Source organism: Dietzia sp. MNB45 (assembly GCF_051994785.1).
GTDB classification, from domain to species: domain Bacteria; phylum Actinomycetota; class Actinomycetes; order Mycobacteriales; family Mycobacteriaceae; genus Dietzia; species Dietzia kunjamensis.
This window is the reverse complement of record NZ_CP163397.1, coordinates 2,519,585-2,532,652: the sequence shown is the minus strand read 5'-3', so window position 1 is coordinate 2,532,652 and position 13,068 is coordinate 2,519,585. Positions and strand designations below refer to the sequence as shown.

The 13,068-nt window shown below is 72.7% G+C and carries 15 protein-coding genes and 1 tRNA gene; 12 read left to right on the top strand and 4 right to left on the bottom strand.

The features are described from left to right. Window positions 1-14: 14 nt before the first annotated feature. From rpmF to AB5G72_RS12095, 6 genes are all read left to right on the top strand, one after another. Window positions 15-185 carry a 50S ribosomal protein L32 gene (rpmF, locus tag AB5G72_RS12120; protein WP_067713249.1) on the top strand — a complete coding sequence of 57 codons (171 nt, stop codon included), beginning with the start codon at window positions 15-17 and terminating at the stop codon, window positions 183-185. A gap of 193 nt (window positions 186-378) precedes the next feature. Beyond that, window positions 379-1,062 carry a response regulator transcription factor gene (locus tag AB5G72_RS12115; RefSeq protein ID WP_069388691.1) on the top strand — a complete coding sequence of 228 codons (684 nt, stop codon included), beginning with the start codon at window positions 379-381 and terminating at the stop codon, window positions 1,060-1,062. After that, window positions 1,062-2,453: a HAMP domain-containing sensor histidine kinase gene (locus tag AB5G72_RS12110; protein WP_154828342.1), complete on the top strand. Its 1,392-nt coding sequence runs from the start codon at window positions 1,062-1,064 to the stop codon at window positions 2,451-2,453. The genes AB5G72_RS12115 and AB5G72_RS12110 overlap by 1 nt, the downstream gene beginning before the upstream one ends. A gap of 61 nt (window positions 2,454-2,514) precedes the next feature. Continuing rightward, the gene (locus AB5G72_RS12105) at window positions 2,515-3,930 is read left to right on the top strand and encodes a S1C family serine protease (protein ID WP_440219967.1); all 1,416 of its coding nucleotides are present in this window, start codon (window positions 2,515-2,517) and stop codon (window positions 3,928-3,930) included. A 53-nt stretch (window positions 3,931-3,983) separates the two neighbouring features. Then, window positions 3,984-4,502, top strand: a complete 519-nt coding sequence (locus tag AB5G72_RS12100) for a MogA/MoaB family molybdenum cofactor biosynthesis protein (RefSeq protein ID WP_325768002.1) — start codon at window positions 3,984-3,986, stop codon at window positions 4,500-4,502. Further along, entirely contained in the window at window positions 4,499-4,648 is a 150-nt protein-coding gene (locus AB5G72_RS12095; RefSeq protein ID WP_172812104.1) for a hypothetical protein, read from the top strand. Before AB5G72_RS12100 ends, AB5G72_RS12095 begins: the two co-directional genes overlap by 4 nt. A 92-nt stretch (window positions 4,649-4,740) precedes the next feature. Here AB5G72_RS12095 and mscL read toward each other — a convergent pair whose 3' ends face one another. From mscL to AB5G72_RS12075, 4 genes are all read right to left on the bottom strand, one after another. After that, window positions 4,741-5,169 carry a large conductance mechanosensitive channel protein MscL gene (gene mscL / locus AB5G72_RS12090; RefSeq protein WP_067713269.1) on the bottom strand — a complete coding sequence of 143 codons (429 nt, stop codon included), beginning with the start codon at window positions 5,167-5,169 and terminating at the stop codon, window positions 4,741-4,743. 79 nt (window positions 5,170-5,248) lie between these two features. Further along, window positions 5,249-5,698, bottom strand: a complete 450-nt coding sequence (locus AB5G72_RS12085) for a hypothetical protein (protein ID WP_440219966.1) — start codon at window positions 5,696-5,698, stop codon at window positions 5,249-5,251. Window positions 5,699-5,967: 269 nt separating this feature from the next. After that, a complete protein-coding gene (locus tag AB5G72_RS12080; protein WP_440219965.1) occupies window positions 5,968-6,348 on the bottom strand; it encodes an FmdB family zinc ribbon protein in 381 nt (126 codons plus the stop codon). Window positions 6,349-6,386: 38 nt separating this feature from the next. Then, window positions 6,387-7,013 (bottom strand): 5-formyltetrahydrofolate cyclo-ligase, encoded by a 627-nt coding sequence (locus AB5G72_RS12075; protein WP_440219964.1) that lies wholly within the window; start codon window positions 7,011-7,013, stop codon window positions 6,387-6,389. 64 nt (window positions 7,014-7,077) lie between these two features. Here AB5G72_RS12075 and AB5G72_RS12070 point away from each other — a divergent pair, with 64 nt between their 5' ends. The 6 genes from AB5G72_RS12070 (at window position 7,078) to AB5G72_RS12045 (ending at window position 12,930) form a co-directional block, all read left to right on the top strand. Continuing rightward, window positions 7,078-7,977, top strand: coding sequence for a UTP--glucose-1-phosphate uridylyltransferase (locus AB5G72_RS12070; RefSeq protein ID WP_256820590.1), 900 nt, complete (start codon window positions 7,078-7,080; stop codon window positions 7,975-7,977). Between the two features lie 64 nt (window positions 7,978-8,041). Beyond that, complete coding sequence (gene glp / locus AB5G72_RS12065; RefSeq protein ID WP_067713280.1) at window positions 8,042-9,301, top strand: molybdotransferase-like divisome protein Glp; 1,260 nt, start codon at window positions 8,042-8,044, stop codon at window positions 9,299-9,301. A 13-nt stretch (window positions 9,302-9,314) separates the two neighbouring features. After that, window positions 9,315-9,983, top strand: a complete 669-nt coding sequence (locus AB5G72_RS12060) for a GNAT family N-acetyltransferase (RefSeq protein WP_154828326.1) — start codon at window positions 9,315-9,317, stop codon at window positions 9,981-9,983. A 132-nt stretch (window positions 9,984-10,115) separates the two neighbouring features. Next, window positions 10,116-11,357, top strand: coding sequence for a divisome protein SepX/GlpR (sepX, locus tag AB5G72_RS12055; protein WP_132061604.1), 1,242 nt, complete (start codon window positions 10,116-10,118; stop codon window positions 11,355-11,357). A 113-nt stretch (window positions 11,358-11,470) separates the two neighbouring features. Beyond that, window positions 11,471-11,543: transfer RNA gene (locus AB5G72_RS12050), tRNA-Ala, on the top strand. Between the two features lie 139 nt (window positions 11,544-11,682). Beyond that, a complete protein-coding gene (locus AB5G72_RS12045) occupies window positions 11,683-12,930 on the top strand; it encodes an alpha/beta hydrolase fold domain-containing protein (RefSeq protein WP_440219963.1) in 1,248 nt (415 codons plus the stop codon). Window positions 12,931-13,068 lie beyond the last annotated feature (138 nt).

The window sequence follows — 13,068 nt, the reverse complement described above, 5'->3', positions numbered from 1 at the left end:
CGAGGACGATAATCATGGCAGTTCCGAAGCGCCGCCTCTCGCGTGCCAACACCCACTCCCGCCGGTCCCAGTGGAAGGCCGACAACGTCGCCCTCCAGGAGACCAAGATCGACGGCCGCCCCGTGGCGCTGCCGCGTCGTCTGGTCAAGGCCGCTCAGCTCGGCCTGGTCAACCTCGACCGCTGAGCCGCGTCGGCTGCCGCCCCCGGGGCGCAGCTGAGCACGGCGGCGCCGCGGGCGCCGCACGCACACGCCCGGTCACGAGCCCGGCGGGTCCACACGGACCCGTCGGGCTCGTCGGCGTCTGTGGCGCGCGTGGCGGCGGCCGTCCGGGGCGGATCCTCAGCCGCGCTTCAGTCGGGTGGGCGAGAATCCCGTCATGAAGATTCTCGTTGTCGACGACGACCAGGCCGTGCGCGAATCGCTCCGGCGCTCCCTGACTTTCAACGGCTACGACGTGGAGCTCGCCGGCGATGGCATCGAGGCGATCGAGAGGGTCGACACCAACCGGCCCGACGCGGTCATCCTCGACGTGATGATGCCCCGTCGGGACGGGCTCGAGGTGTGCCGGATCCTGCGCAGCAGGGGGGACGACCTGCCGGTGCTCATGCTCACCGCGAGGGACGCCGTCTCCGAGCGGGTCGCTGGTCTGGACGCGGGGGCCGACGACTACCTGCCCAAACCCTTCGCGTTGGAGGAACTCCTCGCCCGCCTGCGGGCTCTGCTGCGTCGTCGCGGCACGGACGCCGAGGAGGTCGACGAGGTGCTGGAGTTCGAGGACCTGCGGATGGATATCGCGACCCGCGAGGTCACCCGCGGCGAGCGCCGGATCCAGCTGACCCGCACCGAGTTCTCCCTGCTCGAGCTCCTCATGCACCACCCACGCCGGGTCCTCACCCGGAGCCACATCCTCGAGGAGGTGTGGGGCTACGACTTCCCGACCTCGGGTAACGCTCTCGAGGTCTACATCGGCTACCTACGGCGTAAGACGGAAGGGGAGGGTGAGAGCCGGTTGATCCACACCGTGCGCGGTGTGGGTTACGTGCTGCGCGAGACGCCGTAGTGCCCGCCCGCACGATGCGGACGGGGTCCGCACCGATCTCCCTGCACCAGCGGGTGACGCTGCTGGCGGCGAGCTCGGTGGGTGTCGCGGTGGCCCTCATGGCCGTCGCGGCGTACTTCGTCGTGTCGGGGTCGATGTACAGCGATGTCAACAACCGCCTGCAGCAGCAGGCCGACCAGCTGGTCAACAGCCAACTCGCCTCCGAGTTCGCCCTGCAGTCGCGCAGCACGCTGATCGCCCTGCGGGCGTTCAACCCGAACCTGGACGCGCAGATCGTCGCTCCCTCCGGGGTGCGCACCGCGACCGGGGAGCCCTTCCAGATCGGTGGCCCGGAGATCGCGGTCGTGCGCGGCGAGGCCGAGTCGAGCCTGCGTACCTCCGGGGGCAAGCAGATCTACGCGGTCGGGGTCCGAGACGGCTCGACCCTCATCCTGGCCCAGGACCTCAGCCCCACCCGTGCTGCGTTGAACCGTCTGGCGATCGTGCTCACGCTCGTCGGGGCAGCGGGCATCGCCCTGGCCGCGGTGGCCGGGACGGCCGTCGGCCGCACCGGGTTGGCGCCGGTGGCCCGGCTGACCAGAGCCGTGGAACGCATCGCCCGCACCGATGATCTGCGGCCGATCCCCGTGGCCGGTGACGACGAGATCGCCCGCCTGACGAGCAGTTTCAACCAGATGCTCGTCGCGCTGGGGGAGAGCCGGGAGAGACAGGCGCGGCTCGTCGCGGACGCCGGGCACGAACTCAAGACGCCACTGACGAGTCTGCGGACGAACGTCGAGTTGCTCATCGCGGCCAGTCGCCCCGGCGCGCGGACGATCCCCGACGCCGACCGGAACGAACTCGAGGCAGACGTCGTGGGCCAGATCTCGGAACTCAGTCAGCTCGTCGGGGATCTGGTCGAGCTCGCCCGCGAGGACTCCGGGGAGGTCGAGCTGGAGCCGGTGGCCGTCTCCGACGCGGTCGAACGGGCCCTCGAGCGGGTCCGGCGTCGCCGGCACGACGTGGACTTCGACGTCGAGTTGATGCCCTGGTACTCCTTCGGCGACTCGGCCGGGATCGAGCGTGCGGTACTGAACGTGTGCGACAACGCGGCCAAGTGGAGTCCCACCGGCGGGACGGTGACGGTGCGGATGCGGCCCATCTCCGACGCGGTGATGGAACTGACTGTCGCCGACCAGGGGCCCGGCATCCCCGAACAGGACCGCGAGCTGGTCTTCGAACGCTTCCACCGCTCGCACGAGGCGCGCGCGATGCCGGGGTCGGGTCTGGGGCTGGCCATCGTCCGACAGGTCACGACCCGACACGGCGGAACCGTCGAGATCAGCGACGCCGAGGGCGGCGGCGCACTGGTGCGGGTGACCATCCCCGGGAGCGAGCAGCCGCCCGGGTGAGTCCCGGGGTGGCGCGCACCGTCTCAGCGGGCACACAGCGCCATCGGGAACCATGGGACTCATGGAGAACGAGAACGAGAACGGCCGGGGCAGGGGCGAACCCGGGTCCCCGGACGAGTGGGCCGGCAGATCGGGTGCAGGTCTCGAAGGACCCGCACACGGACCCTCCGGCCAGAACCCCTACGCCGCCGAGAATCCCTACGGCATGGCCCAGGGGTGGGGTGGAACCGATCGGCCCACCACGGCCTTCCCCGCTCAGCACCCCGCACAGCACCCCGCACAGGGGCAGGGGCAGGCCGGACCGTGGCGACCCACGGACGCCATACCCCCCTCCGACGCCATGCCCCCCTCGGGCCCGCCGCCCCACCCCGGTGTCGGGCCGGGTGTCGATCCCGGAACGGAGCTGGGGCAACGGAAGTCGGGCCGGGGCCTGCTCGCGGCCGGCATCGTGGCCGCCATGCTCGTCTCCGGTGGGCTCGGTGGGTGGATCGGTGCGACGGTCGCCGGTGGGTCCGCGGTGGGGTTGTCCTCGCCCATCAGCGCGACCCAACCGGAGGGGACGGCGCCCGACGGCACCGTCGAGGCGGTGGCGGACAAGGTGCTGCCGAGCGTCGTGTCGATCGACGTGCGTTCCCAGACGGGCCGCGGCGAGGGGTCCGGGGTGGTGTTGACCGCCGACGGCCTCATCATCACCAACAGCCACGTCATCGGCGCGGCTCAGGCCGGGGGCCAGATCCAGGTGCGTTTCGACGACGGCTCCAAGGCTCCCGCGAGCGTCGTCGGCACGGACCCGGCCACCGACATCGCGGTCATCAAGGCGGAGACCTCCCGCCCGCTCACCCCCATCGCCCTGGGCACCTCGGCGACGTTGACCGAGGGACAGGCCGTGGCCGCGGTGGGGTCGCCACTGGGGTTGTCGGGCACCGTCACGACCGGCATCGTCTCCGCGCTGAACCGCCCGGTGCGGGCCGGCGGCGCCCAGTCGGACCAGAGCACGGTGATCGACGCCATCCAGACCGACGCCGCCGTGAACCCGGGCAACTCGGGCGGCGCGCTGGTCAACATGAACGGCGAACTGGTCGGTATCAACTCGGCCATCGCGTCGTTGGGATCGGGCAATTCGGGATCGATCGGCCTGGGCTTCGCCATCCCGGTGGACCAGGCCAGGCGGATCGCTGACCAGCTGATCAAGCAGCAGTACGCGACCCGCGCGGTGCTCGGGGTCTCGGTCAGCGACTCGCCGGAGGGCGACGGCGCGCTGGTGCGTGCCGTCGAGCCGGGTGGGCCCGCCGAGCGCGCGGGGATCGAGCAGGGCGCGGTCATCACCGGGGTGGGGGATCGGCTCATCGAGGGCGGCGACGCGCTCGTCGCGGCCATCCGGTCCCAGGCGCCGGGGGACACTGTGACCGTCACCTATGCTTCTCGTGAGGGCGATTCGCCGAACACCGTAGACGTGATGCTGGGAGAGGCCAGATGAGCACCAGATTTGACCCGCGGGCTCTGCCCGGGGGCCGCAAGCTCCCCACCGGTATGGACTTCGACCCCGCGGCCGTCGAGCCGGTCGAGCCGCAGATCGCCGGCCGCGCCATGGTCGTGGTGGTGACCGACCGCCTGAACGAGCGGGAGGACTCCATCGGTCCGCTGGTCACGGAGCTCCTCGAGGAGGAGGGGTTCCTCGTCGGTGGTGTCGTGGGCGTGGCGGCCGACGAGGTGGAGGTCCGCAAGGCCCTCGAGACGGCGGTGGTCGGTGGATTCGACTTCGTCGTGACGGTGGGGGGCACCGGGGTCGGTCCCCGGGACATCACGCCCGAGGTCACCGAGGAGATCCTCGACCAGCGCCTGCCCGGCATCGCCGAGGCCATCCGGTCGTCGGGTCTCACGGCCGGCGCGGTCGACTCGATCGTCTCGCGCGGCCTGGTGGGGGTGTCCGGCAGCACGGTGGTCGCCAACCTCGCGCCGAGCCGCGCGGCCATCCGCGACGGGATGGCGACCCTGTGTCCGCTGGTCTCGTACGTGGTGGCGCAGTTGTCCGCCTTCGACGAACTGTGACGGATCCGCGGCCGGTGGACCGGGCGCGCCTCGACGAGGTGTTCGGGGAGATCCTGCCCGAGACGACCTCTGATGAGGCGCGCACCGCGGACAGTCGGATCGACGACGACTGGTGGCGCGATCAGCGTCCGCCGCATCACGGCTGACTCCACGGCGATGCAGCGCCACTGCCGGCAGACGCCGACGCCCCGTCGGCCATGACGGCGCCGACGGGACGTGGGACGTGGACCGGGGTTGATCAGGCGTTGCTCGACGGGCTGTCCGGCTCGGACGGGTGCGTGAGCGGGCGGCCGGCGAGCAGGTCGCGGATCTCCACGAGGAGGTCGTTGTCCGAGGCGGGGGCCTCGATGCCCTTGCGCTTGGCGGCGGCCTCCTTCATCTTGTTCATCGGCCCGACCAGGACGAAGTAGATGATGGCCGCGATCAGCAGGAAGTTGATGATCGCGGTGATGAGCATCCCGAAGTCCATGACCGTCTCGGGATTGCCGTCCAGGAGCTGGACGGCGAACCCGATCTCGCGGTCCCCACCGAGCAGCGCGATCAGCGGGTTGATGATCGCGCTGGTGAACGCGTCGACGATGGAGGCGAACGCGGTGCCGATCACGACGGCGACCGCCAGATCGATCACGTTGCCCTGCATGATGAATTCCTTGAAGCCCTTGAGCATTCGTGGCGCCCCTTTCCTGGACGGGTCTTCTTACCGGATCCGGTGACGATACCAGCCGGCCGTGCCGTTTCAGGGCATCTCAACCGTGGACCACGACGGCCAGCGGGGTCCCGGCGGCCGTCGCGGCGAGGCGGGCGGCGTCGGCCGCGGGGACCTCGACGAGGAGGGATCGCGCGCCCGACCGTCCCACGGGGGCGTCCCGTACCCGGGCGGCGTGGGCGACGAGCGCGGGTGTCTGCCCCGGGGCGAGTTCGGTGGTGCCGACGAGATCGACCAGGTCGCCGGGCCGGAGCAGATCGGCCACGGTCGGGTCGGCGAGCGGGACGGGCACCACCCGGACCGGTCCGCGCGCGGGATCGTCGCCGGGTCCCGCGGCGGCGGCCGGGGCGGTGGGGTCCGCCGGGTCCGGGGCGCCGGATCGGTCCACGAACGGGGCGGCCACGACGAGCGCGGCCGCGAGCCCGATCCGAACCGCGCGGCGCCGCCGCCACCGCCCGGGTGTGGTCACCGAGGCGATGGTGCGGCGCATGGGGTCCCCCGTCGGTCGGTGCGCTCGACTCGAGCGCCGGATCGGTGGGCGCCGGGCGGGCCGGTGCCGTGTCGATCAGACCGTAGCGGCGCGGTGGGTCGGCCATGCCGCCCCGGGCGCGCGGAGGTGCGGCGCTTGTGGAGACGGCCGGGGGTGTGGATAACCGCGCGGGGAAAGCCGGCGGGCGGTACCCCGGCCGGGGGCGGCGGTGACGCGGCCGGTGACGACGGCGGTGACGGTGACGACGGTGCCGGTGACGACGGTGCCGGTTACGACGACGACGAGGTCGACGACCCCGAGGAGGAGCCCGAACCGGTGGATGCGCCGGAGCCGGAGGCCGAGCCGGATCCCGAAGAGCCGGATCCCGAGGAGCCGGACGTCGAGGAGCCGCTGTCCGACGAGCCGGAGCCCGAGGAGCTGCTGCCGGACGAACTGCCGCCCGATCCCTTGCCGGCCGAGCCGCTGTCGCCGGAGGCCCGGCTGTCGGTGCGGTAGAAGCCGGAGCCCTTGAAGACGACGCCGACCGTGTTGAAGAGCTTGCGCAGGGTGCCGTCGCACCGGGGGCAGACCGTCAGCGAGTCCTCGTCGAAGGACTGCTGGATGTCGAAGGCGACCTCGCAGTCGCGGCACCGGTAGGAGTAGGTGGGCATCTGGCCTCCCGAGGAGTATCGGACAACGATTTGGCACTCTACTCTGGCGAGTGCCAAGTTCCGAAGTCGAGAACCGCCTCCGGGGTGATGACGCCGTCGACCGGCCGGTCGTGAGGCTCTGCGGGGACGTGGTCGACGACGTTCTCGGCGTCCAGCAGCGCGAGCATCCTCGTGTGCGGGCCGGTCAACGCGAGGGACCGGTCGTAGTAGCCACCGCCCCGGCCGAGCCGGTTCCCGGACCGGTCCACGGCGACGGCGGGGACGAGGACGAGATCGGCACCCGAGATGAACTCCGGCCCGGCGGGCGGTGCCGACGGGACGGGGATACCGAAACGTCCCGGCACCAGGTCCGCCGGCCCCGCGTACGCCGCCCATTCCAACGGGCCGACCACCGGCGAGACAGGCAGGAACACCCGCGCACCGCACCGGGTGATTTCCTCGGCCAGACCCCGTCCGCCGGCCTCGTCGTCGTCGGGGACGTACGCGCAGACCACCATCCCGGCGGTGACGACGCCCCCCAGGCGCCCGAGGATCCTCCGGTCGCGCTCGGCGCGCACCGGCGCCGGTACCGCGGCCCGACGATCGAGGACCTCGCGGCGCAACCGCGTCTTGGCGACCGGGAGCGCGACGGTCTCGTCGGTGCGATCGGGCCGGTCGGACTGCATGACCCCAGTCTGCCGCGCGTGGCGCCACCCCGAGCGGGCGGGTGCGAGGTCTAAGGTGGTCGCCATGACGTCCAGTACCTCTGTCGACCCGCAGTTCCGGACCGCCGTCGTGCCGGCGGCCGGCCTGGGGACCAGGTTCCTGCCCGCCACCAAGACGGTGCCCAAGGAACTGCTTCCGGTCGTGGACACCCCGGGCATCGAGCTCATCGCCGAGGAGGCGACCGAGGCCGGCGCCGGGCGGCTCGCGATCGTCACCTCCGAGCGCAAGGTCGGCGTGATGGCGCACTTCTCCGAGGACCAGGTCCTCGAGGACACGCTGTCCGACCGCGGCAAGGACGTCCTGCTGCACAAGGTCCAGCGCGCCCCCGGGCTCATCGAGGTCGTGGACGTGCGCCAGGACGAGCCGCTGGGGCTCGGTCACGCGGTCGCACAGGTGGAGTCGGTGCTCGGCGACGAGGAGCAGGCGGTGGCCGTGCTGCTGCCGGACGACCTCGTCCTGCCGTTCGGGATCCTCGGCCGGATGTCGGCGGTCCGCGCGGCGCGCGGCGGCAGCGTGCTGTGCGCGTTCGAGGTGGATCCGGAGGACGTGTCGTCCTACGGCGTGTTCCGGGTCGAGGACACCGATGACCCGTCGGTGAAGAAGGTGCTCGGCATGGTCGAGAAGCCCGCCGCCGAGGACGCTCCGTCCAACCTCGCCGCGGCCGGGCGGTACGTGCTCGACCGGGCCATCTTCGACGCGCTGCGCCGGATCGAGCCGGGTGCCGGAGGCGAGCTCCAGCTCACCGACGCGATCGACCTGCTCATCGGCGAGGGACACCCCGTGCACGTGGTGGTCCACGACGGTACGCGGCACGACCTGGGCAACCCGGGCGGCTACATCAAGGCCTGCGTGGACTTCGCGCTGGACAACCCGGCGTACGCGGACGATCTCCGCGAGTGGCTCTCGGACCGACTGGGTTCCTGACGAGCACCGTAGGTGAGGCGGGCCCGCTCGGCGGGCGGTGACTGGTACGGGAAGGGGACACTGGGTGCGCTCCGTCGAGGAACAGCTGGCGCTGGTGACGGCGGCCGCGGTCGCCCCGCGCCCGGTCCGTGTGGCGATCTCCGAGGCGCAAGGCTTGTTGTGCGCCGAGGAGGTCGTGGCGGAACGGCCGCTGCCGGCGTTCGACCAGGCCGCCATCGACGGGTACGCGGTGCGCAGCGTCGACGTGCGCGCCGGCGGGTCCACCGCCCAGGGCGGGGACGGTCCGGCCGGACCGGCGACACTGCCCGTGGTCGGTCAGATCACCGCCGGATCCCGCCAGCCGACCCGCCTCCAGCCCGGCCAGACCGTCCGGGTGGACACCGGCGCGCCGCTGCCCACGCTCGCGGACGCGGTCCTGCCGATCGGATGGGCCACCGCCGACGGGCGTCACATCACCCCCTCCCGCGCCGTCCGCACCGGGGACTACGTCCGACGGGTCGGCGACGACGTGCAGCCCGGGGACGTGGCGGTGCGCGCGGGCAGCATCATCGGACCGGCGCAGGTCGGCCTGCTCGCCTCGGTCGGGCGCGCGAAGGTATTGGTGCACCCCAAGCCGCGGATGGCGGTCATCTCCGTCGGCGACGAACTCGTCGACGTCGACGGCCGGCCCGGCACCGGACAGGTCTACGACGTCAACTCCTACGCCCTCACCGCGGCCGGCCGGGACGCCGGCGCCGACGTCCACCGCGTGGGCATCGCCAGTACCGAACCGTCCCGCCTGCGCGAGGTCCTCGAGGGTCAACTCGTGCGCAGCGAGCTCGTCGTGGTCTCCGGCGCCGCCGGCGGTGAGGCGACCACCCGCATCCGCCAGGTCATGGCCGAGCTCGGCCAGATCGAGGTCAACCGGGTGGCGATGCATCCCGGGTCGGTCCAGGGGTTCGGGCGGCTCGGACGCGACGAGGTCCCCACCTTCCTCCTGCCGTCCAACCCGGTGAGCGCCCTGGTGGTCTTCGAGATCATGGTCCGCCCACTCATCCGGATCGCCCTCGGCAAGCGCCAGCCCATGCGCCGCACCGTCCGCGCACGGACCGTCGCGCCGATCTCGTCGGTCGAGGGTCGGCGCGGCTACCTGCGCGGACAACTGATGCGCGACACCGACACCGGCGAATACCTCGTCCGCGCCCTCGGCGGCGCCCAGGGGTCGTCCACCCACCTGCTGGCCTCGCTGGCGGAGGCGAACTGCCTCGTCGTGATAGACCCCGGCGTCACCGCGGTGCGTACGGGTGACGAGGTCGACGTGATGTTCCTCGCCCAGCGCGGGTGACCGGGCCGGCGACGTGAGCGGACCGTGGAGCGCGTTCGCCGCCGACACGGTGACCCGCCCCGGGTGGCCGATCGAGGCCGGGCCGGTGCGGGTGCGCGCAGGGGTCGTGACCCTCCGCCCGGTCCGCCGTCGCGACGCCCGGGACTGGGCGGCGCTGCGGTTGTTCGAGCGGGACCACCTCGAACCGTGGGAGCCCACCGTCGAGGGGCGCTGGCACGAGAACAACTCCGCGCGCGCCTGGCCCCCCATCCACGCCCAGCTCAAGCGTTACGCCCGCGCCGGCGCGAGCCTGCCCGCCGCCATCGAGTTGGACGGCCGCTTCTGCGGGCAGCTCACCGTGGGCGGGATCGTCCGCGGCGCGCTGCACTCCGGCTGGATCGGCTACTGGGTGGGGCGACCCTTCCTCGGTGGCGGGGTGGCCACCGCCGCCCTGGCGCTGGGGGTCGACCACGCATTGGGCCCGGGAGCGCTACACCGGGTCGATGCCACCGTCCGGCCGGAGAACACCGCCAGCCGCGTGGTGCTGGACCGGTGCGGTTTCCGCGAGGAGGGACTGCTCCGACGCTACCTCCACGTCGACGGTGCGTGGCGCGATCACCTCCTCGTGGCGAGGACCCGCGAGGAGCACGGGCGGGGCGCCGTCGCGGCTCTCGTGGAGGCGGGTCTGGCGCGACGCGTGTGACCGCGCGTCTGAGTATGTCCTGAGCATCGTGACCTGCGGCGCGCCGTCACTGGACGGGGCTCGGGCCCCGATACGGTTGGGACCTCACCACGACGTCCCGTGTCGGGGTAGACGCTCGAGGAGGCCTGATCGATGTCGAGCTCGCTGCTGATCATCCTGCTGGTGGTGGTCTGGCTGTTCGTCCTCGCGCCGATGCTCATCCGGTCGCGGAATCCCATCCGCCGCACCGGTGACGCACTGGCCCAGACGCGCACGCTCTACTCCGGCGGTTCCGGCCGTCTGGTACCGAGTCGTGGCCGTGCCGCCGCCGACCCGGTCCAGGCCGAGGACGAGGACTCCCTCTTCGGTCTACCCTCCGGGGCGGGCGCGACGGACGCCGAGTTGCTCGACACCGAGACGTGGGAGCACCTGCTCGAGCAGACCCTGCGCCGTGAGGCCGCCGGCCGCCGGGGCGAGGCCGTCCGCCGGGCGATGGAGGAGCGGCGCGCCGCGGTGGCAGGGGACCCGGCCGCCGAGGAGGTCACCTCCGAGATCCCGGCTGTCCCCGTTGTCGACGAGCACGACCCGGCCAGGGCGGTCGCAGGGGTGGACGAGCGGTCCGCCTCGGCCGTGGGCGCCCGGGTCGGCGACCTCCGCTCGAACGGCGTGGGTTCGAATGGCGTGGGCGCGGCGGCCGCGGACTCGGACGTGTCGGGCGCGGAGGCGGACGACGAGACCCGGCGACCGGTGGTCGTCGACGGCGAGCTCGTCGAGGGCACGGCGGGGGAGCGGACCGCGGCTCGGACCGATCACGCCGAGGACGCCGCGGGCATCGACGAGGAGGCCGTGCTCACCCATCGTGGGCGCCGACGCCCGGCCGAGCCCGAGGTCGAGCTCACCGACGCCGATCTGAGCTTCGCCGAGCGGCGTCGCGGGCGCGGGGCCTACGACCCGATGGCGGACCGCGAGGCCGCCGAGCAGCGGGCCCACGCGCGCCAGCGCACCGCGCTCATCCTCGTGGCGTTGTCCGTCGTCACCGTGATCGCCGCGCTGCTCACCGTGCCCGCCGTTTGGTGGTTCGCCGGAGGCTCCGTCCTGCTGCTCGCCGCCTACCTGACCTACCTGCGCCGCCAGGTCAAGCTCGAGGAGAGCCTGCGCCGGCGCCGCATCGAGAGGATGCGTCGCGCCCGGCTCGGTGTGGAGTCCCGCGAGGACGACGAGCTGTCCGTCGTGCCGCCCCGCCTGCGGCGTCCCGGTGCGGTCGTGCTGGAGATCGACGACGAGGACCCGGCGTTCGACGTCCTCGATACGTTCGACGATCACCTGGACTCCGACCCCGGGCACCACGATCACCGGCGTCGGCAGCACGCACCGCTGCGGCGCGCGGTGGGGTGATCGACGGCCCCGTTTGGTCGGGGGGCCGACCATCCTGGTAAGGTGTTCCACGCTGCTCGGGAGGGCGGCACCGTCACCCGCGAGGGGGACATCGTCGCCCGCGAGGGCGGCGAGGGGCTATAGCGCAGTTGGTAGCGCGTCTCGTTCGCATCGAGAAGGTCAGGGGTTCGATTCCCCTTAGCTCCACCCAAGGACTACGAGTTCTCAAGGCCGTTTCCGCGCAAGCGGGGACGGCCTTCCGCTTTGTGGTGAGTTGGCGCTGTGGTGAGCTGGCTTTGTGGTGAGTTGGGGCTGTGGTGAGCTGGCTCTGTGGTGAGCTGGCGCAGTGGCCGTTCACTCCTTCACCGTCGTCGAACGCTTCTCAGCCGAGCCCGGCGACGTGCTCTCCCTCGCCTCCGACGCCGCGCGGTGGCGGGAGTGGGCGCCTGCGCCGTTGCGCGGGCTCGGCCGACGTCACCCCGGCCGCGTCACGGTGCGCGCGCTCGATGGCGGTGGCGGCGAGCTCGAGTGGGAGTGCGCCATCCGGACGTCCGACCGGGCGGTCGGAGCGGCGGCAGCCCGGGTCCTCGAGGCCCTGGTCGCCCTGCTGGCGCGTCGGTTGGTCACCGAGGCCGACCGGCGGATCACCCTCACCCGCAGGCCGAGCCTGCCGGCCCGCCTTCAACGCCTCGGCCTGCGACTGTTCATCCGACCCGTGTTGACCGTCGCCCCGTTCGACGACAGGTGGATCCGGGTGATGCGCGCTGTCGCCACCGGCGCGTCGCGGGCCACGGGATCCCGTCGGGTGGCCCGGCCGGCGGTCGGCGCTCCCGTCCCCGGGCTCTGGATCGACGGGCCGGCGGATGCCCCGGGTCTGCTCGTGTTGCACGGTGGTGGCTATGTCGCCGGTTCCCCGGACTCGCACGCCACCATGGCGACCACGCTCGCGCGGATGTCCGGATCGACCGCCTATGTTCCCGACTACCGACTCGCGCCCGAGCACCGGTACCCGGCCGCCCTCGATGACGCCGAGGTGGCATTCCGTCATCTCGCCGAGCGCGTCGGCGGTGCAGAGCGGGTCGCCGTCGCCGGGGACTCCGCGGGCGGCGCCCTCGCCCTCGGGCTGCTCGATCGTCTCCGCCGCCGTGGGGAGCGCCCGGCCGCCCTGGCGTTGGTCAGCCCCTGGGTCGACCTCGCCGGGCCCACCGGCCCGGGGCGGCAGACCGGCGCGGCCCGGTGGCGCGGCGCGTTCGACCCGCGCACGCCACCGAGGCTGGCCTGCGCCTGTCGCGATGCCTACGCCGGGGACGTCCCGGTCGACGACCCGGGGGTCTCACCCGCCCGGCGCCCCCTCGACGAATCGGCGCCACCGATCGCGATCGTGTGCGGCGGCGACGACTTCGTGGTCGACGACGTCCGCCGCTTCGTCGAGGCCAGCCGCTCGCGTGGCGCGACGATCGACCTACGGGTCTGGCCCGGGATGATCCACTGCTTCCCGGTCGTGGCGGGCACCCCGGAGGGCGCGTCAGCGCTGGCCGTGCTCGCGGCCCACATCAGGAGCGCGGTCGGCGGTGCCTCGGACGCTCGCCGGTAGGGATGACGGGGTCGAGGATCGTGATGATCGCCTGCGGCGTGTCGTCCGTGGAGATCGGCACGGGCGCCTCCAGCGGGTAAGGCCTACCTATGGTCCGCAGGTGGCGGGCGGTAGCGCCGCCCGGTGTAGCGTGCCTGC

Bases quoted from the DNA above. Each gene is read 5' to 3' on its own strand.
- rpmF (WP_067713249.1), top strand. From the start codon at position 15: ATGGCAGTTCCGAAGCGCCGCCTCTCGCGTGCCAACACCCACTCCCGC.
- AB5G72_RS12115 (WP_069388691.1), top strand. From the start codon at position 379: ATGAAGATTCTCGTTGTCGACGACGACCAGGCCGTGCGCGAATCGCTC.
- AB5G72_RS12105 (WP_440219967.1), top strand. From the start codon at position 2,515: ATGGAGAACGAGAACGAGAACGGCCGGGGCAGGGGCGAACCCGGGTCC.
- AB5G72_RS12100 (WP_325768002.1), top strand. From the start codon at position 3,984: ATGGACTTCGACCCCGCGGCCGTCGAGCCGGTCGAGCCGCAGATCGCC.
- mscL (WP_067713269.1), bottom strand. From the start codon at position 5,169: ATGCTCAAGGGCTTCAAGGAATTCATCATGCAGGGCAACGTGATCGAT.
- AB5G72_RS12085 (WP_440219966.1), bottom strand. From the start codon at position 5,698: ATGCGCCGCACCATCGCCTCGGTGACCACACCCGGGCGGTGGCGGCGG.
- AB5G72_RS12080 (WP_440219965.1), bottom strand. From the start codon at position 6,348: ATGCCCACCTACTCCTACCGGTGCCGCGACTGCGAGGTCGCCTTCGAC.
- AB5G72_RS12075 (WP_440219964.1), bottom strand. From the start codon at position 7,013: ATGCAGTCCGACCGGCCCGATCGCACCGACGAGACCGTCGCGCTCCCG.
- AB5G72_RS12070 (WP_256820590.1), top strand. From the start codon at position 7,078: ATGACGTCCAGTACCTCTGTCGACCCGCAGTTCCGGACCGCCGTCGTG.
- sepX (WP_132061604.1), top strand. From the start codon at position 10,116: ATGTCGAGCTCGCTGCTGATCATCCTGCTGGTGGTGGTCTGGCTGTTC.